This is a genomic window from Streptomyces sp. NPDC050743, assembly GCF_044456925.1.
GTDB lineage: Bacteria > Actinomycetota > Actinomycetes > Streptomycetales > Streptomycetaceae > Streptomyces.
Window position 1 is genome coordinate 1 of sequence record NZ_JBITGJ010000126.1, and the last position, 16,515, is coordinate 16,515.

The 16,515-nt window shown below is 69.1% G+C and carries 16 protein-coding genes and 1 pseudogene; 9 read left to right on the top strand and 8 right to left on the bottom strand.

The window, feature by feature from the left end; all coding sequences use genetic code 11:
- The first annotated feature begins 289 nt into the window (after positions 1-289).
- Together ACIBJF_RS46380 and ACIBJF_RS46385 are read left to right on the top strand one after the other, a co-directional pair.
- The gene (locus ACIBJF_RS46380) at positions 290-1,387 is read left to right on the top strand and encodes a hypothetical protein (protein ID WP_399183627.1); all 1,098 of its coding nucleotides are present in this window, start codon (positions 290-292) and stop codon (positions 1,385-1,387) included.
- 434 nt (positions 1,388-1,821) lie between these two features.
- Positions 1,822-2,295: a protein-L-isoaspartate O-methyltransferase gene (locus tag ACIBJF_RS46385; protein ID WP_399183629.1), complete on the top strand. Its 474-nt coding sequence runs from the start codon at positions 1,822-1,824 to the stop codon at positions 2,293-2,295.
- 5 nt (positions 2,296-2,300) lie between these two features.
- On the opposite strand, the pseudogene ACIBJF_RS46390 reads toward ACIBJF_RS46385, so the two are convergent.
- Positions 2,301-2,752: pseudogene (locus tag ACIBJF_RS46390) on the bottom strand (YbhB/YbcL family Raf kinase inhibitor-like protein).
- A gap of 110 nt (positions 2,753-2,862) precedes the next feature.
- On the opposite strand from ACIBJF_RS46390, the gene ACIBJF_RS46395 reads away from it, so the two are divergent.
- Entirely contained in the window at positions 2,863-3,423 is a 561-nt protein-coding gene (locus ACIBJF_RS46395; RefSeq protein ID WP_399183631.1) for a nucleoside-triphosphatase, read from the top strand.
- 591 nt (positions 3,424-4,014) lie between these two features.
- Here the strand turns inward: ACIBJF_RS46395 and ACIBJF_RS46400 are convergent.
- Positions 4,015-5,337: an IS701 family transposase gene (locus ACIBJF_RS46400; RefSeq protein WP_399183633.1), complete on the bottom strand. Its 1,323-nt coding sequence runs from the start codon at positions 5,335-5,337 to the stop codon at positions 4,015-4,017.
- Between the two features lie 767 nt (positions 5,338-6,104).
- On the opposite strand from ACIBJF_RS46400, the gene ACIBJF_RS46405 reads away from it, so the two are divergent.
- A complete protein-coding gene (locus ACIBJF_RS46405) occupies positions 6,105-6,440 on the top strand; it encodes a DUF6153 family protein (protein ID WP_399183655.1) in 336 nt (111 codons plus the stop codon).
- A 105-nt stretch (positions 6,441-6,545) separates the two neighbouring features.
- Entirely contained in the window at positions 6,546-7,223 is a 678-nt protein-coding gene (locus tag ACIBJF_RS46410; protein ID WP_399183636.1) for a DUF305 domain-containing protein, read from the top strand.
- A 645-nt stretch (positions 7,224-7,868) separates the two neighbouring features.
- Here the strand turns inward: ACIBJF_RS46410 and ACIBJF_RS46415 are convergent.
- From ACIBJF_RS46415 to ACIBJF_RS46425, 3 genes are all read right to left on the bottom strand, one after another.
- Positions 7,869-8,489 carry a DUF6083 domain-containing protein gene (locus ACIBJF_RS46415; protein ID WP_399183657.1) on the bottom strand — a complete coding sequence of 207 codons (621 nt, stop codon included), beginning with the start codon at positions 8,487-8,489 and terminating at the stop codon, positions 7,869-7,871.
- Between the two features lie 218 nt (positions 8,490-8,707).
- Positions 8,708-9,130, bottom strand: coding sequence for a hypothetical protein (locus tag ACIBJF_RS46420; protein WP_399183639.1), 423 nt, complete (start codon positions 9,128-9,130; stop codon positions 8,708-8,710).
- A gap of 512 nt (positions 9,131-9,642) precedes the next feature.
- Positions 9,643-10,197, bottom strand: coding sequence for a hypothetical protein (locus tag ACIBJF_RS46425; protein WP_399183641.1), 555 nt, complete (start codon positions 10,195-10,197; stop codon positions 9,643-9,645).
- Positions 10,198-10,583: 386 nt separating this feature from the next.
- On the opposite strand from ACIBJF_RS46425, the gene ACIBJF_RS46430 reads away from it, so the two are divergent.
- Complete coding sequence (locus ACIBJF_RS46430; protein WP_399183643.1) at positions 10,584-10,844, top strand: SRPBCC family protein; 261 nt, start codon at positions 10,584-10,586, stop codon at positions 10,842-10,844.
- Entirely contained in the window at positions 10,841-11,950 is a 1,110-nt protein-coding gene (locus ACIBJF_RS46435; protein WP_399183645.1) for an FAD-binding oxidoreductase, read from the top strand. The genes ACIBJF_RS46430 and ACIBJF_RS46435 overlap by 4 nt, the downstream gene beginning before the upstream one ends.
- Before the next feature lie 86 nt (positions 11,951-12,036).
- Here the strand turns inward: ACIBJF_RS46435 and ACIBJF_RS46440 are convergent, their stop codons facing one another.
- Entirely contained in the window at positions 12,037-12,219 is a 183-nt protein-coding gene (locus ACIBJF_RS46440) for a hypothetical protein (protein ID WP_399183647.1), read from the bottom strand.
- Between the two features lie 902 nt (positions 12,220-13,121).
- On the opposite strand from ACIBJF_RS46440, the gene ACIBJF_RS46445 reads away from it, so the two are divergent.
- Positions 13,122-14,021 carry a replication-relaxation family protein gene (locus ACIBJF_RS46445; protein WP_399183649.1) on the top strand — a complete coding sequence of 300 codons (900 nt, stop codon included), beginning with the start codon at positions 13,122-13,124 and terminating at the stop codon, positions 14,019-14,021.
- 282 nt (positions 14,022-14,303) lie between these two features.
- On the opposite strand, the gene ACIBJF_RS46450 is transcribed toward ACIBJF_RS46445, so the two are convergent.
- Complete coding sequence (locus ACIBJF_RS46450) at positions 14,304-14,501, bottom strand: hypothetical protein (protein ID WP_399183651.1); 198 nt, start codon at positions 14,499-14,501, stop codon at positions 14,304-14,306.
- Positions 14,502-15,646: 1,145 nt separating this feature from the next.
- Here ACIBJF_RS46450 and ACIBJF_RS46455 point away from each other — a divergent pair.
- On the top strand, positions 15,647-15,916 hold the full coding sequence (locus ACIBJF_RS46455; protein WP_351811163.1) for a GntR family transcriptional regulator: 270 nt from the start codon (positions 15,647-15,649) through the stop codon (positions 15,914-15,916).
- Here the strand turns inward: ACIBJF_RS46455 and ACIBJF_RS46460 are convergent.
- Positions 15,880-16,368: a hypothetical protein gene (locus ACIBJF_RS46460; protein WP_399183653.1), complete on the bottom strand. Its 489-nt coding sequence runs from the start codon at positions 16,366-16,368 to the stop codon at positions 15,880-15,882. The genes ACIBJF_RS46455 and ACIBJF_RS46460 overlap by 37 nt on opposite strands.
- Between the last annotated feature and the right edge of the window lie 147 nt (positions 16,369-16,515).

Here is a 16,515-nt window from a genome sequence, read left to right on the forward strand (position 1 = left end):
GCTGGGTAGACCAGCGGCCACGCCACGCCCGAATCCGCAACTCAACCCCGACACCGCCTGCCCGACCCCGAAACGATCACACCGGAATCAAGCCGCGGCCTGCCGTCCCGGCCCGCGGCTTGTCGGTGCTGGACGGCCTGGTCTCCGCCACCATGCCTCACGATGGGCCGGCTGCTGCCGGCCGGCGCCTGACCGCCCCGCGTTCCGCACCGCTTCGCGCTCGTCGAGCTCCATCACCCCCTGGGGCGCGCATCATCAAAGGAGGGGAGACCATCGACGAGGAGTGGCGATGAGGTTGTCGTTCCTTGAACCCCTCTACGCGGAGCCTGGCCCGTTCGCCTCCGTGTACCTGGACACCTCCCGAAACGTCGAGCATCCCGACCGGGCGATCGCGCTGCGCTGGCGGCGGCTGCGCGAGAGTCTGTCCCGTCAGGGCTCGGACCGGGCGCTGCTGAACGTACTGGAGGAGGTGGTCGGCGCCGACACAGAGGTGCCGGGAGTGCATGGTCAGGCCATCTTCGCGGCCCACGACACGCTCGTCTTGGACGGGGAGCTGCCCAGGCCGCCGGAGCACGACTCCGCGCGCTACAGCACCCTGCCGGAGGCGATGCCCCTGGTCAGCCAGCACGTTCCGGAGATCCCCTACATGGCCGTAGTCGTCCACTACGGCGGCCTTCCGACCGCCAAGACCCACGGCTGGGTGACTCTGGAGGCGGAGACCGGCACCTGGCCCGCGTCCACCGTCACCCCGGGTGAGCGGCTGCATCGCAGGGTCGCGGTGGCGAGCTGGCACCGCGACTCCCTCCGGCTCGGTCACCGGCTGGACGAACGGGCGCGGCGCGCCCATGCCGACGCCGTCGTCGTGGGCGGGGACGAGTGGGCGTGCAACGTACTGATCCGTCGCCTGCCGCACACCCTGCGGGACAAGGTGGTACGCGTAGGCGGCCGGACCCCCACCGACACCGGACGAGCCCTGTTGGAGCCGCAGCTCGACGGCGTCTTCCGTGGCCGCATGGCCGCGCACGACCGGGAACTCGTGGACATCTTCATCGGCCGGCGTGCCTTGGACGGACCCATGACGGACGGGCTGGCCGCCACCGTCGCCGCCCTCCAGCGCGGCCAGGTCGCGGCACTGCTGCTGAACCGACCGCCAGGGTCTTCGCTGCGGCTCTGGGCGGGGTCCCAGCCCACTCAGCTCGCCTTGACCGAGGCGGAGCTGATGTCCTTCGGCGTGCGAGCCCCGCGCGAGGAACGCGCCGACGAGGCCCTCGTCCGGGCCCTCGTCGGCACTGGTGCCGAGCTGGTCGTCGTGCCGGAGAGCGAGCTGATGCTGTACGAGGGCGTGGGCGCCCTGCTGCGGTACGCCGACCCGGGGAACCGGTCCTGACGCCGACGCGCTGTGCCGCCCGGATCACGGGTCACCCCTCGCGCCCGACCGCCCCGGATCGCGCCGCGCGCGGGACATGCCGACACTGGGCTGGAGCTGGAGCGCGGCGCATGAGCGGCGGATGGGGCACATGGACAGGAGCAGGAGCGGCGTGGAGGAGACGGACGTTTCGATCACCCCGTCCAAGACGTGGGTGGTAAGCGTGCCAGCGGTGGCCAACCCGCTGCGGTACTCCCTGGAGCAGCCGACGGTCCCGGCGCCACCGCCAAGAGGGTCCGATGGCCTGTGAAGGGACCCCCGACGGCCCGCGCCGTAGGCGTGACCGACGCCCGTCTCCTGGAGGCCGTACGGAGCATCCCCCGGGCGGAATTCGTCCCCGCGGGCGAGGTGGCATCCGCGTACCGGGACACCCCCGTTCCGCTCCCCCACGGCAGGTGACCACCCAGCCCTCGCTGATCGCCATGATGGTCTCCGCTCTCGGCCTCACCGGAGACGAACAGGTCCTGGAGGTCGGGACCGGATACGGCTGGCAGACCGCGCTGCTGGCCCGCTTGGCCGCGTACGTCGTCAGCGTCGAGCGCTGGCCCGACCTGGTCGACGAGGCCCGCCAGCGGCTGGCCCGGCAGGGTGTCGGCAATGCCGAGGTCGTACTCGGCGACGGGACCCTCGGGATGCCGACCCGTGCCCCGTACGACGCCGTCATCGTCTGCGCGGCCTTCCCGCGAGTGCCTGAGCCCCTCGTGGATCAGCTCCGCACCGGTGGCTGGCTCGTCCAGCCGATCGGGCACGGGGGGCAGGAGTGTGTCGAGCTGTACGAGCGGCGGGCCCACCACCTGGTGCACCTCAGGACGGTCACCGCGGCCCGGTTGGTCCGGCTGTACGGCGCCCATGGCTATGACCAGCGGTGACGCGCTCAGCGCTGATAGGCCCCGACCAGGGTGCCGGAGGCCAGCTCCCTGCCCTTCAGGGCACGGTGCACGTCCTCGGCGCCCGGGTGGTCGTGCAGCGGCAGCGGCTCGGACAGGGCGTACAGGCGGAAGAAGTAGCGGTGCGGCCCGTGCCCCGGTGGAGGCATCGGCCGTCCCCAGCCCACGCGGCCGAAGCCGTTGGGCCACTGCAGACCCCCTGGGGCTTCTGGCCCTCCGCCGTCCCGGTGGTCCCCGGATCGGTGCCGGTCACCAGCCAGTGCAGGAAGGTCGTCCCCTGCGCGTCCGGGTCCTCGCACAGGAACACCAGCTCCGTGGCCTCGTGGGGCACCCCCGACCAGGTCAGGGGCGGTGAGATGTTCTCGCCCTCCCCGCTGTACCGACGGGGGATCACCGTCTTGTCGTCGAACGCGGTGCTGCTGAGTTCAATTCCGCTCATGCGCGCCGCCATACCCGCAACGACGGCACCGACACCGGTCCGCACCCCAAAAACCCCGCTCGGCCGAGCCCACCCGGGCCGCCTCCGGAAGCGGGGGTGAAGATGGCAGTGTGCCGACAAGGATCCTGCTGGAGGGCCGGCCTGGCGCGGGCAAGACGACCGCCCTGCGTCGGCTGGCTGCGCTGCTGCCCACCCACGCGGCCACCGGCTTCACCACGGAGGAGATCCGGCAATCCGGCGCCCGCGTCGGTTTCGCCCTGGAGACCCTGGCAGGACGACGGGAAGTGCTCGCCCATGTCGACCTGCCCGGTCCGCCACGGGTAGGGAAATACGGCGTCGACCCGGGCGTCATGGAACGACTGGCGCTGCCGTCGCTCCGGCCGGCAGCAACCGAGGAGGCAACAGGGCGGCTGGTGCTCATCGACGAGCTGGGGCGGATGGAACTGGCGTGCACGGCGTTCCGGCACGCGGTCGACGCGCTGTTCGTCGCAGAGGTCGACGTCGTCGCCACGGTCCACACGCACCGCGATCCGTTCACCGACGCTCTCAAGCGGCGCACCGACATCGAGATCATCCAGGTCACTCCGGCAAACCGGGACGTCCTGCCGGGGGAGCTCGCGGCCCGGCTGCAGCGGCCCCGGGCGCACGGAAAGCCTCCCTCTCACGGATGAGAGACTGGCCTCCGACCTGCTGAGAGCAGAGTCGGGGCGACCGGATGTGAAGTCGCCCAGTCGGTGCGACCGGCAGCGCCCGGTACCAAGGGTCGGTGCCTGTCCACCGAGTACGCGGCCGGCATCGCATTCACCACCCGGTTCGGCGCCCGCCCCTCCCCTGCCGCCCTGCTGTGGCGCCCGACACCCCCGGAAGTCATGGGGGCGTCTCGGGGACGGCGGCGATCCTCGCGCCAGGCATAGGATCCGGTGCGCGGAGACACCCGCGATGTTGATGCGCCCCGAGGTCGTGCCGTAGATGCCGAACTGCCCACGCAGCCGACGCATCTGGTCCGGCGTGAGCGGCAGCATCGAGAACATCCCATTCTCGTAACAGTCCCTTCAGTTGGAGATCAGCTGCTTCGCTGTAGTTCGGGGTGTGGTGGTGGTCGTGCCGTGGGGTGTCTGGCTTCGTGGGCGTGTTTGCGCCGCCGGTGGCAGGCCCGGGCGACGGCTTGGTGGCAGCGTCGCCACCATGACCAGTGCAGGCCGTGGTGGATCCGCTGGGCCGGGGTGGGCTGGGGTGCCATCACCGACAGCAGTCGGGCGATTTCATACGCCGTGAACGCGATGGGGACGGTGCCGGTAGGGCTGGTGGGATCGGCGAGGTCCCCCTGTGTGTTGCGCGGGTGTCTCCAAGCCGGCGTGCAGGATCTTGGCGATGCGTTCGGGGCCGGGGTTGGGTTCCGTGTTGTCGGTGGCGGCCTGGACGGCGAGGAAGGCCGCGGCGAGTTGGGCCAGGGTGATGTGCCGGTACCAGCCGTGGAAGGAGCGCACCTCGTAGTCGGCCATCCCGGCGGCCGACTTCCCGAGTTTGATCGCTTCCTCCACCCGCCAGCGGGCTCCGGGGACGCGGACGAGTTCTTCCACGGTGGTCTCGGGCGGGCCCCAGGCCACGTAGTAGTCACGCTCGGTGGGCGTTTCCGGTCGTCGTCGGGCGATGAACCACCGCGCCCACGCTCCCTCGCCGGTCTCCGCCTCGGGGGCGGGGATACGGCGCACCCACCACTGCCAGACGCGGGAGTCGAGCTGGGAGGGTCCGGCCGGCAGAGTGACCCAGTCGTCCTCGGCGGCATGCCGCTCCACCAGCCTCGCGGCGTGCCGCCAGCCGGGACGGGGCAGCACCGTGTGGTTGGCCTGCACGTTCACCGCGTAGGGCAGATGGTTCTCCTCCAGGAAGACGCGGAAGGCGCCGTCGCGTCCGTAGACCTCGTCAGCGGCCACCCATACCCGGTTCTCGGGCAGGTCAGGGACGATGCGCGCGATCATCCGCTCGGCCAGGCGGGGCTTGGTGGCGAAGACGACGGTGTCGGGGACGTGCGCGGCGCGGCAGCGGGCCCGGTCCTCCGCCCACTCCCTGGGCAGGTAGATCTCCCGGTCGATCAGCGCCTGCCCAGCGCCGGTGGCCCAGGCCGCCATCACCCCGATCTGGCATGGGAAGACCCCACCCAGCGTGCCGGAGTATTGCCTGGCCACCCCGACCGAGGTCCGGCCCTTCTTGGCGAAGCCGGTCTCGTCGATCACCAGCACTCCCGCTCCGTCGGGCCCGGCGCCCCTCCCGTCGTCGTCCAGGCCGTCGATGACGTAGCGGCGAGTGAAATCCCGCAGCTCCTCGACGTCCCAGACCGAACGATCCAGCAGATGCTGCTGCCCCCACGGCTCGGCGTCACCGCCGTACTCGGCCAGCTGCCAGCCGTTCTTGCGCGATACCGGGGAGAGCAGGCCCCGAATGCACCGCGCGGCCCGCAACCGCAGATCAGCCCGCGGGAAGATCCCGCCGACCTTCACCAGCAGGTTCTCCAACTGATCGGAGAACTCCTCGGCCCGCTCCCGCTCCGTGACCTCCGGCGCGATGTCCAGTAACTCCGCCTTCACGAACGGTAGTTACCCGCACACAATGATCGAGGAACTACAGCGAAGCAGCTGATCTCCAACTGAAGGGACAGTGACCGGGGCGCTGGTGAGGGAGGTCACTGGCCGGTGACGATAGTCGTATGGGGCGCTCACTGTCTGCCCCTGTCCGCTGACGTTGATGTCAGGGATGGATGTCAGATTCCCGGGCCTGCTCAGCGGGGCAGAGGTAGGCGTGAGCGGGGATGAGGGGATCGCTCGGGAGCGGGTCCAGCGCCGCACCCGAACTGCGATCACTGCGGGTACGTGCGGGCCTGACACCCTCACGAGGCGCCACCGGTAGGGGCTCGGGAACGTTCTTTGTCGGCTGCTCGACGGTCGCGAGGCAATGTGGCAATCACAGGCGCGGCTGGAGATCGTGTCATCGGCTCCGACGATCGGGTATCGGAAGCGGGCAGCCTCGGCGAGACATCACGCACCTGCGGCGCGGGTGCCAGACACGGCATGGCCTCCGGTGCGGCGTGGACCACTGTGACGCTGCGGCCGGGCCGCTATGAGCTGGTATGCAATGTGCCGGGCCACTACGCGGCCGGTATGTACACAGAGCTGGACGTCACTGGGTGAGCGGGGGAACTGGCGGCTGCCGAACCCGAACGGAGGCCTTCTGAGTGGGTGCGGAACCCGGCGCCCGTAGGATGGGGGCGATGACAGCCGGCGCCCACCCCCGCTTCGCGGTGAGTCGTGCCCGCTGGCTGCTACTCGTCATGGCGGTGGTGGCTGGAGTCCTGGCCATGCATGCGCTGTCACCGTCGGGGACACCCTCAGCGGGGCAGCACGTCATGGGAGCCGCTCTCGGCGGGGCCGAGCACCACACCGCGTCCGCTCATGCGGGCGGCAGCTCGTGCCTGCACCTGTCGGATGCGGGTCACGGTGGGATGGCCATGGACCATGCCGGCGGGACCTGCGCGGCTGAGGGTACGGCCGCTTCCTACGTGCCACCCGCACTGCTGCCGTCGTTGGCGGTCCCTGGCGAATTGGCCGTGAGGGCCTCAGACGACCGGGGTGTGCGGACGGTCGATGGCCGGGCACCGCCTGACCTGTCCGAGCTGCAGCTTCTGCGGATCTAGAGGCACCCGCACGCCATCCCTCTTCGAGGGGGCGTGCTGCGGGCTACCTCACGATCCGTTCTTCCCGTGCGCGTGCGCGGGCTCTTCAAGGAGCTGTACCTCTTCATGGCATCTCACCGTTCCCTCATCCGCCGGACTGCCGCGCTGGCCACTGCCGCCACCGCCACGGTGGTGCTGGCCGCCTGCGGCAGCAGCAGCGACTCCCCCTCGTCGTCCGCGTCGGGGCATTCCGGCCACGACATGGGGGCGATGTCCTCCGCCAGCCCCTCGGCTTCGGCCTCTGTCGCGCAGGGCAGCCATAACGCGCAGGACGTCATGTTCGCGCAGGGCATGATCCCGCACCACCGACAGGCCGTGGCCATGGCCGACCTTGCCCCGTCACGGGCGAAGTCCCAGCAGGTGAAGGACCTGGCCGCGAAGATCAAGCAGGCGCAGGCCCCGGAGATCAACACCATGTCGGGCTGGCTGAAGGCCTGGGGCGAGAAGGTCCCGGACGACAGCATGTCCGGCATGAAGAGCATGCCGGGCATGGACCATTCCGGCTCGTCGATGTCCGGCATGATGTCGGACGACGACATGAACAAGCTGAAGGACCTGTCCGGTGACGCCTTCGACAAGGCGTTCCTGCAGATGATGATCAGCCATCACCAGGGCGCCATCGAGATGGCGAAGACCGAGCAGGCCAAGGGCACCTATGGTCCGGCCACGACGATGGCGAAGTCGATCATCACCTCGCAGTCGGCCGAGATCACCGAGATGAACAAGATGCTCGGTAAGCAGTAAATCCCTTCCCCGGGCGGGCTCGGGGCAGCCTCTGTCGACTGTCCCGAGCCCGCAGGGCTGGTCTACCTGCCGTTGGACACTCGACCAAGTATTGCCACCCTCGGTGGGTGCCTTCTTGCCCTCGTTCTTGCCGGGGATCTTGGCGACGTGGGATTTTGCTGGTCAGCGCGGCAGACATGCCAGGTGCGACGGTCGGAGGGGGTCAGTGGGCGACGTGCGGGGAGTTCCGTGGCGCGAGGCCGCCCGCACGATGGGGTTCTGTTGGGCGCTGCCCGCGGTCGGGGCAGCTGTTCTCAGCCTCTTCGGCAGTGCGGACGGGCCGGTTGCCTTGCCCGTCGTAATGGTGCTGGTCCGGTGGTTTTGGGAACGGCACAGATACTGGGGCGCAGGCGCCGCTGCGGCTCTCAGGAAGTCGTGATGCCAGATGACCGATACCACACGATGTTGCCTGCCTCCACGTCCCTAGTTTGGAAGATCGCGTACGTGCATTGCGGCTGAGCTGGCGGAACGCTGACGTGCGCGTTCGGTGGGTTCTGACCGGCATTCCCCGCGGTTCCTCCTCGGTTGCCGCTCGATCGGGTACGCCGGGGGCACGGGCCGCGCCATGATCAGGGGCACTCGCCATGAGTTAGTCGGGAACGCACATCATGCGGGTGAGCCGGCACCACGGCGTCGCTGGGCAGTGGATCGACTCCACGGACCCGTACGGCCACGATATCGACGCTGATGAGGGATCGGGCCCGGCAGTCTCGTCAAACGCCATCGGAAGCGCTCAGGAACGTCCTTGGCGGGTAGTTCCACCGCGGCGAGGCTGACCCATCGGTCGTAGTTGGTCGGATACACGCGGATGAAGGCGCCGCACTCGGGGCAAGAAGGCGGTTCGATCCATGAGGCATCGTCGGGATCAGGCTCTGGGCCCTGCGGCGGCTCCGCCGCCCCCGCCGCCTCCGCCGGCGATCCGGCGGTAGCTATCGAGGGAGTGTCATGGTGGCGGTGGCCGCAGGTGCGATCGCCGGAGCGTCGGCCCGGTGGGGGACGCCCCCGCCATCTGCGGGCGTGATCGTGGCAGTCCTGGTGTCGCCAGTGACGTGCGCCAGGCTGATGCACGCGGCTTCTGGGCATGTGCCGTGACCGAGACCGCGTCGCGACCTGCGACCGGCGCGCGGCGGCCCTATCTGATGTGCTCGATGAGGGACGCGAGGCCTTGGCACAGGGCCGGCCGTGGTCGCTGGATTTCGGCGGCGTGGGCGTGTACGTGCACCTCATTCCGCGGCGCTGCACAATCACCCGGGCCGAGTCCTAATGACCGTCACAAGGCCGGGCCGCCAGCCGACCGGCGCCCTACGAGGCGACGCCTTTGACGTCTGTCCTCACTCTCATCAGGTCGATCACGGAGCGAGCGGCCGAGGCTGCGCAGTATGAAGCGGGCCACTCCCAGTGATCCCGGAGTGGCCCACCCCACGCGGCGAATTCCGTCGAGTGCGCTATCCGGTTGCCTTGTCGTCAGCTTCCATGCGGGCCAGCCGCGCATCGAGGACCGTGTACTCCGCCTCTTCGATGGCGGCCAACGCGAATTCGACCGCGGCGACCGCATCCGCCTCAGCCCGGTCGGCCTGGCGGGCCGCGCGAGCCGTGTCGTGTTCGCGCTTGCGGGCCTCGATGTCGCTGCTCACCTTGGCCGTGTGGTCGCGCCAATTCTGTTGCATCTCGGCCCACCACTGCGAGATCTTCGCTTCCGCGCCGCGCGCCGACTCTTGCAGTTTGGCGGCTTGGGCCTGGGCGTCTTCGCGGGCTCTTTCAACCTCGGCTTGCAACTGCTCGCGGCTTTGGGTGGCGGCCTGGGAAGCGTGATCTTCCGCAGCCTTGGCCCGCTCAGCGAGGATAGTGAGGGTGTCAGACAGGGCCATTGGCTGTCTCCTTCCTAGGACAATCCCCTACTAAAGACAATCCCTTCCGGATGTCCGCCATGCAACTTCGGTTCAGTGCTGTGCTTTTCCTGAGCAAGGTGATTGTTGCTGTCCGGAACGGTCTCGCTGTGAGTGACTGGCGCGCACAAGCAGTGATCCCCGCTGGATGACGCCGTCAATCCGTCGATGCCAGGTACACCGACCCGGAAACGGACGTCTCGGAAGTGCCCGGCGGCCGCAGGTCTTGAAAACCGTCGTGGCAGCGATGTCACCGTGGGTTCAAATCCCACACCCACCGCAGGTGAACGGCCCCTGACCAGGTAACTCGGTCCGGGGCTGTTCTCATGGGTGCTGACCGCCAACCACCGTGGTTTCCCGTCAGTTACCGCGCGATCGGGCACGGTAGGGGCACGGTCTGGGACCGCCATCAGGGCGGACCAGGACGACGGCGCCAAGAGCCGCCAACGTTTCTCGTCCGAAACTGCACGGCGCGTGATCGCGTCCTGCGGCGGTCACCTGGACACGGCGTCTTGTCGGCGCCGTTCGCTGATCCCCAGAAAGACCCCGCCGGCCAAGGCAGACATCAGACTCGCGATGGAGAGCATGATGCGCTGCTGGCCTTCGGTGACGGCCTCGTACTGGCTCCGCGAGAGCTCCACCTTGACTCGGGGCGAGGTGGATAGGTCGTAAGAGAAGTATCGGCCGCCCTCGACCGTGGGCGACTGGAAGTTCCCCAGCCCGCCCGCCGCGGTGATGATGATCATCGCGACGCTCAAGGCGATCAGCAGCCCGGGCACCGCCTTCACCCGGTTGGGCAGGTACCCGAAAGCGGACCACTTCGGGGGCGGAGCTCCGCGCTGGGCGCTCGGCTCGTCCTTCATCGCAGGGTAGAGGGCAGTTCCCAGGAGCAGAAAAGCCAGCACGATCGACGGCACCGGCCACCCCGTGCCGTCGACGGGCGACGGCCCCGGTAGCCAGGTGAGCAAGACGAACGACAGCAGGACGACGCTCAGCCCGACCGCCATTCCGCTGCGCAGCGTGAAACTCCTTCTCATGCCCTGGAGCATCACACCTGCACCCCTCCGGGTCATAGCCATGCCCCGGCAAAGAACAGCGCGGTAGCAACGTTCATCGCCGGAGTGTTGGCCTGTGCCTCCCCATCGCCACCGAACACACCGGAGCGATTGACGCACTCCGAGAGAGCAACACCCGACCGCCGTGGGTGGCCCGCGCGCGGAGCTGCAACATGACGAGCATCCTGGGGTTGCCCTGAGCGCGCCAACGATCGCTCTTCACCCACCACCGTCCCTGGCTTCCATCCCGTCTGCCGTCGACCCACACACCGTGGAGCGGGCGTGGTTCAGGGCGTCAAGGTGGAGCGCGCTACTGTACGAACGACCTTGACGCCCTGGGCCGCGACTGCTCAGCTCTGCCTGGGTCGGCGGTGGACGGGATGGAAGCCCCCCCGCGCGCCACACTCGACCGGCACTCGCGAACGGCGTCCCCTCCATTCGAAGGGGTCGACTACGACCTCGACAGCCTGACGCGGGTGTGGACGGCCACCAACGACCAGGACGCGCTCCTGGTCGCCCGCGCCCACCAGGGCATCGCCAGCCCCGCCTACCTGCCCGGCCCCTACGGCCCGACCGAGTACCAGGTCGAGGCGTTCGTCAACTGGTACGTGACGCGGCTGATGGCACACCTGGCACGATGACCGACATGCTCCCGGCCTGGTCCGGAACCCGTCCCTGGACCGACGAGGACACCGACGGCGACGCCGGCGGACTCCTGGTCTGCAAGCACGTCCACTCCCTCACCCCCAATGTCAGGACCTTCGTCCTCCAGCCCCCGCAGCCCCGCCTCTTCCACCACGACCCCGGACAGTTCCTCACCCTCATCGTCGACATCGACGGCCGACCTGCCGAACGGTGCTACACAATCTCCTCGCCGCCGACCCACCCCCACGCCGTGGCGATCACCGTGAAGAGGGTGCCCGGCGGGCTGGTGTCCAACTGGCTGCACGACCATCTGCGGCCCGGGCACACGGTGCGGGCGAGGGGACCCCTCGGGGACTTCACGTTCGCCCGGCACCCCGCGGCGAAGTACCTCTTCCTGTCCGGCGGCAGCGGCGCGACGCCGGCGATGGCGATGGCGATGGCGATGACAAGGACGCTGTACGACCTGGCACACACGACCGACGTGGTGTTCGTCCACAGCGCCCGCACGCCGGGGGACATCCTCTTCCGCCGGGAACTGGACCTCATCGCCGCCACCACGCCCAGTATCCGGGTGGTGCACGTATGCGAGGAGGACGGCCCGACCGAGCCCTGGGCCGGCCACCGCGGTCGGCTGACCGTCGAGATGCTCCAGCAGATCGCCCCCGACTTCCGGCAGCGGGAGATCTTCACCTGCGGCCCCGCCGGCTACATGGCCGCGGTGCGCCGCATGCTCTCGACGGCGGGGGCCGCCATGGACCGCTACCACGAGGAAAGCTTCACCTTCGAAGCGCCACCGTCCCCCGCATCCATGACCGACGCCGAGGAAGCCACCGAAGGGCGCGTCTTCACCGTCGAGTTCACCCGCAGCCGAGGCACACTCACCTGCGATGCGGGCACATCCCTCCTGCAAGCCGCCTCCCGGGCCGGCCTGAGCCTGCCCGCCTCCTGCGCCCAGGGAATGTGCGGCACCTGCAAGACCACACTGCTGGCCGGGTCCGTCGACATGCGGCACAACGGAGGCATCCGGCCGCGCGAGATCGCCCAGAACAAGATCCTGCTCTGCTGCGCCACGCCACAGGAGAACCTCGTCGTCGACGCCTGATGGGAGATGCCGGGTCGGTGAATCTCGGTGCCGTAGCCGCCAGCGGGTGAGCACTTTCGACGCCGGAAGCGAATCGACTTCAGTGGTCAGACCGTGCCCCTGCCAGTCGGCCGGGAGGCCAGACCGTTGATGGGCGGCGTGCCCGCCCCATGGACCGCGAGGAAGACCTCCTCCTCGACATCGTGCAGGTCGATGGTCCGCTGGAGAGATCCCATGAAGGCGCGGGCGTTGTCGCCGAGCGCCGCGAAGCGGCTGGCCAGCACCGTCATCGCCGCCTGCCCACAAGTCTCCTCCAGGCGTTTAGCGGCCTTCCCGGTCGGCGCGGCCAGGGCGCTGACCGCACACCCGCGTCGTCGGCCAACTCCACCAAGGTGCGCAGGGTGTGGGCCTTCCCGCGACCCGGGTCACCGGTCAGCGCGGACAGGGGCTGGGTCAGCGCGGTATGGATCGCCCGGTATTGCTCGTCGGTCAACCCGGCCGTCTCCACCGTCGTCAACGCAGTCTCGAGCAAACGGCGTACATACCAGGCAAGAATCTTCGACGAGTACCACGTTGTAGGAGTACCACGTTGTAGTGCTCAGCGCCGACGTCGCTCTGCGGCAGCCGGCGTCCCGGGCCCGAGCGATTCGCCTGCACGTCGCTGGCGCCTGACTTCTGCGCTCTGCATGAGCGCGAGCAGGATGAGATGACCGCGGCGTGGCATCGTGACGATGGCGCGTGACCTCGTACCGCTGCGCCCCGCCCGTCAGTCCTCCCTCTGTGCCGGCTTGCTCGGCGCTGAGCGCGGAGGCCCCGGCCGACGCGCAACAACAACTCCAGGCCGCCCGATCCCCCGCCGCGCCGATCGCCGGCCCCCAGCCCGCCCCGACCCTTTCTCTTTTTGTTTCGGGGTCGGCTGCGAGAGGCGCATAGGGGGATGTCGGGCTCCCGGCCACGGCCGACAAGGCATGGTGACCTGCGGCTACGCCGTCCAGCGTGCGGCAGGGCACGGTCAGTTGTCGGAGGGGATATCGGCGGGGATGCCGGCACGGTCGGGGGCGGTGTTGTTGCCCCGTGACCGTGGTCGGGCCTTCGTGGTCGGTGGTTCGGTCGGCCTCGCCTGCTGCTGTAGCCGGTATAGGCGGCGCCGGGCAGGACGGCGCCGCCCCTGTACGAGAGAGGCGGGCCGACGATGACCGACGTGGACGCGGGCGGTGGCGACCGGCTGGCGCTGGCGGTGCTGACGCAGTACCGGATGGCCACCACCGAACAGATGCACCGGGTGATCGCCCCCGAGGTGCGCATCGAGCAGACTCGGCGGCGGCTGGCCAAAATGCGCGATGAGGGACTCATCGACCGCATCACCCTGCCCCGGGCCGGACGGCTGCGCGTATGGTTTCCCACCTCCTACGGCGTGCAGATCGCCTCGGAGTGGCCGGAGTTGCGCGGGCGGCGGCCGCCGAAGACGGTGTCCGATCCCACTGCCGCGCGCCTGCGGGTCGGACACACTCTGACGGTGACCGAGACCGCGCTCCTCTTCCTCGAAGACGCGCGCCGCCGCGGTGAGTTGTGCCGGCCGCTGGACTGGCTGCCCGAGGTCTACCACCCCGTCGGGGGTGGTGAGGCCGTCATCCCCGACGCGCTGATGTACTACCGGCGCGGACCCATGGACGGCGAGGGGTCGATGCTGCGGGCGTTCGTCGAGGTCGATCGGGCCACCATGGGCCCGGAACGCCTGGCCGCAAAGCTCACCGCCTACGCCCGCCTCTACCACTACGTGCCTGCCGCTCCGGGTCGCCACCGGCCGACCATCGGGCAGGAACCGGTGCAGGGGGAATGGCGAAGGCGCTACCCGCTCTTCCCCCGCGTCCTGTTCGTCCTTGACGGCACCGGCCCCGCCGGCATCACCATCCGCATCCGAGCCCTGCACGCGGCCGCCGTCGACCCCGCAGTGGCCGGCTTCCTGCACTCTGTCCCCGTGGTGGCTGCATCCCTTGCCGACCTGCGCAGCAACGGCCCGTCCGAGCCAGTGTGGCGCCCCATACGGGATCCCGACCGCACAGTGGTCTGGAGCCACGCCCAAAACGTATAGACCGGCCTGCGCAGCCGCTGCGCAGCGCCCACCGCCTCCGTGCGACGGCTGCGCAGAGTTTTCCGACCACAGGCCCGACCACAACCCCGACCGTGGGCCCAACCACCACCCCGACCGCAGCCTTGCGCAACGAACTGCACACCCAGCACGCAGCAGATGCGCAGTACTGGCGGACAGCTGCGCAGTCTGCGCACCCGGGCGAATCGGAGCCTGCGCAGCCGCGCTGCTACCCGCCGTGGTCGGGCTCATGGTCTGGGCCCAGCCAAAGGGCCCACCACGCCTCTACACACCCGGCGTCTCAACGGTCACGTGGTGATCGCGGGGCGGCCACAAGGACCCGCCGGTCGGCCGGTTCCAGTCGGGTCGGCCGGCTTGGGGCTGGAGCACCGCCAGCTGGTGCCGCAAGACCAGCAATTCGACGTCCTTGGCCGCGTTGCCCAGTAACCGCAGGCACGTCAGCTCCAGAGACCTGCGCGTCATCAAATAGATCCACGACCACCGCATGGACCTCGATCTTGCCCGGTCCACCACTGTCTCGCAGCGAGACGTCCTGATCAGGGGATTTACCGGGGTTTTCACACAGGACAGGGTCTCTTCGGCTGTGTTCAGCAGGTCGGCGTCCATGCGAGGCCGGATCCGTGGTCGGGCCGACCGCGGCCCTTGTGCCCCCATTGTCACCGTGGTCGGGCTCGCATGGTCGGCAGCGGGCCCATCGGAGACGAAGGTGTTCGGGAGAAGGCGGCCAGGGAACGGCGAGAAGCCCTGTTGACACCTACGAATCCCGCAAGGCGCCCACAGAGCTTCGTGTCCTTGAGGACGGGTGGAGTTGCTACGCGCCTCCGCCGCTTCCATTCGCTGACTGCGCGGCAGAGCACGAGCGCTTCAGCGCCTGGCTCAACACCTCTGCCGCAGTTCCCGAGAGCGGCTGGTCCGGCAGGCCCAGCCGCTGGCCACGGGACTCCGCCACGTCTAGCGCGTCACGGAGGCATTCCGCCGTACGCCGCAGCATGTACGTGGCCTCATCGGCGGTCAAAGTCGCGTCCAGCATGGGGCGCACCAGCCCCAGCACTACTGCGCCTACCTCTAATTGTTGTGCCTCGATGGCGTCTGCGAACAGCGAGAGCGGACCGTCTGGGTTGTTGGCGGGGATGTACGCGGGCTTGCCTTCCGGCCCGTTGAAGGGGGGCGTCGAAGGCGGGTCATTCGGTCACCGCCGGGAGGTAGTCCTGCCCGACGACTGCCGGTACTGCCGCGCGACGCCTCTCCCGTCGGCGCCGCCTTTCGGGGGCCTGTTCGTGCATCACCGGGTACGGCCTCACCATCAGCAGGAAATCCGCCTCGATGACGTCTGACGCACGCTGGCGGCGCGTAATGGGAACGGGTCGTTTCGGCGCCGTCGGCGCGGTTTCCGCCAGGCTCTTTCCGAGGGCGGCCCGCAGGACGCCGAGTACCAGCGCCAGTAGGCTTCGCATCGTCGTTCGCTCCTTTTCAGCGATCGGCCAGCCCCGGGGGTGTTCGCCGCACCCGCCGGGGCTTTTCTCGTTCGCATGGTATCGCCTTGTATCGCTACGTCTCTAGACGTATCTCAAAGTGCCGCCACGAAGGGGTACGCCTAGCTTCCAGTTATGGCCATTGATCCGGATGCGGAGATTGATCACGGCGCCCCGCTCACGCCGTACCGGCAACTCGCCGAGATTCTGCGTGCGCGCATCCGGCGAGGAGATTGGGCACCGGGACGCGCGATCGCGTCGGAGACTCAGCTAGTGCAGCAATACGGGCTCGCGCGCAGCACGGTACGGCGGGCTATCGCTGTCCTGGTGGAGTCCGGTGAGGTCTTCACGGTGCCCCAGCGTGGCACCTACGTGGCGGAAAATCCCAGTTCAGAGGCCATATAGACCTGCGAGGGCGCAGGGTCTACCGACTCGTGGCCGGACAGGGACTCCCGCGTCCGAGTCGCCTTCACGACCACTTCGCACGGGCGGGCCCACTCGACCGGGCCGAGCCTCAGTTCCGGACCAACCACAGCGCCGGTCGGCCCTGCACCCTGACCGGCGCACTCTTGTTCGGCTTCGGGGTGCTCTCCGGCCCGGTTCAGACGGGCGGCCTCACTACTGGTTGTGACGTTCTCGGGATCAGCAAGGATGCGGCGGGCGACGGTACGGATGACAGTCGAAGCTTGCGGATGCAGGGCGACATGATCGATCTTGCCGCCCATCACGGTGCGCACGTACTGGAATCCGTAAGAGGGCTTCCCCTTCGGGCGCCCCGCCGCGCGCATCTTCTGCGTAGCGTTGCGGTTTCGGCGCTGGATGGCCCGCAGTTCCATCTGTGCGCCCCAGGCTTCCATGTTGAAGGCTCCCCTCCCTGAAGGGAGTGGATTCTCCACCCTCCAGGGCTGAGCGGGGATTTACGGCTCAGGCCGCCACCGGAGCCGGCGGCTCGGGTGGTCTTACGCCCTCGGCACCGTCCGGGTTCCAACCTGCCCGGACCAGCA

Coding starts and splice junctions, on each gene's coding strand:
- ACIBJF_RS46405 (WP_399183655.1), top strand. CDS start 6,105: ATGCATGCGCTGTCACCGTCGGGGACACCCTCAGCGGGGCAGCACGTC.
- ACIBJF_RS46425 (WP_399183641.1), bottom strand. CDS start 10,197: ATGCTCCAGGGCATGAGAAGGAGTTTCACGCTGCGCAGCGGAATGGCG.
- ACIBJF_RS46460 (WP_399183653.1), bottom strand. CDS start 16,368: ATGGAAGCCTGGGGCGCACAGATGGAACTGCGGGCCATCCAGCGCCGA.
- ACIBJF_RS46440 (WP_399183647.1), bottom strand. CDS start 12,219: ATGACGGTGCTGGCCAGCCGCTTCGCGGCGCTCGGCGACAACGCCCGC.
- ACIBJF_RS46420 (WP_399183639.1), bottom strand. CDS start 9,130: ATGGCCCTGTCTGACACCCTCACTATCCTCGCTGAGCGGGCCAAGGCT.
- ACIBJF_RS46445 (WP_399183649.1), top strand. CDS start 13,122: ATGACCGACGTGGACGCGGGCGGTGGCGACCGGCTGGCGCTGGCGGTG.
- ACIBJF_RS46430 (WP_399183643.1), top strand. CDS start 10,584: ATGGAAGCCCCCCCGCGCGCCACACTCGACCGGCACTCGCGAACGGCG.
- ACIBJF_RS46415 (WP_399183657.1), bottom strand. CDS start 8,489: ATGAGGTGCACGTACACGCCCACGCCGCCGAAATCCAGCGACCACGGC.
- ACIBJF_RS46380 (WP_399183627.1), top strand. CDS start 290: ATGAGGTTGTCGTTCCTTGAACCCCTCTACGCGGAGCCTGGCCCGTTC.
- ACIBJF_RS46455 (WP_351811163.1), top strand. CDS start 15,647: ATGGCCATTGATCCGGATGCGGAGATTGATCACGGCGCCCCGCTCACG.
- ACIBJF_RS46450 (WP_399183651.1), bottom strand. CDS start 14,501: ATGACGCGCAGGTCTCTGGAGCTGACGTGCCTGCGGTTACTGGGCAAC.
- ACIBJF_RS46410 (WP_399183636.1), top strand. CDS start 6,546: ATGGCATCTCACCGTTCCCTCATCCGCCGGACTGCCGCGCTGGCCACT.
- ACIBJF_RS46435 (WP_399183645.1), top strand. CDS start 10,841: ATGACCGACATGCTCCCGGCCTGGTCCGGAACCCGTCCCTGGACCGAC.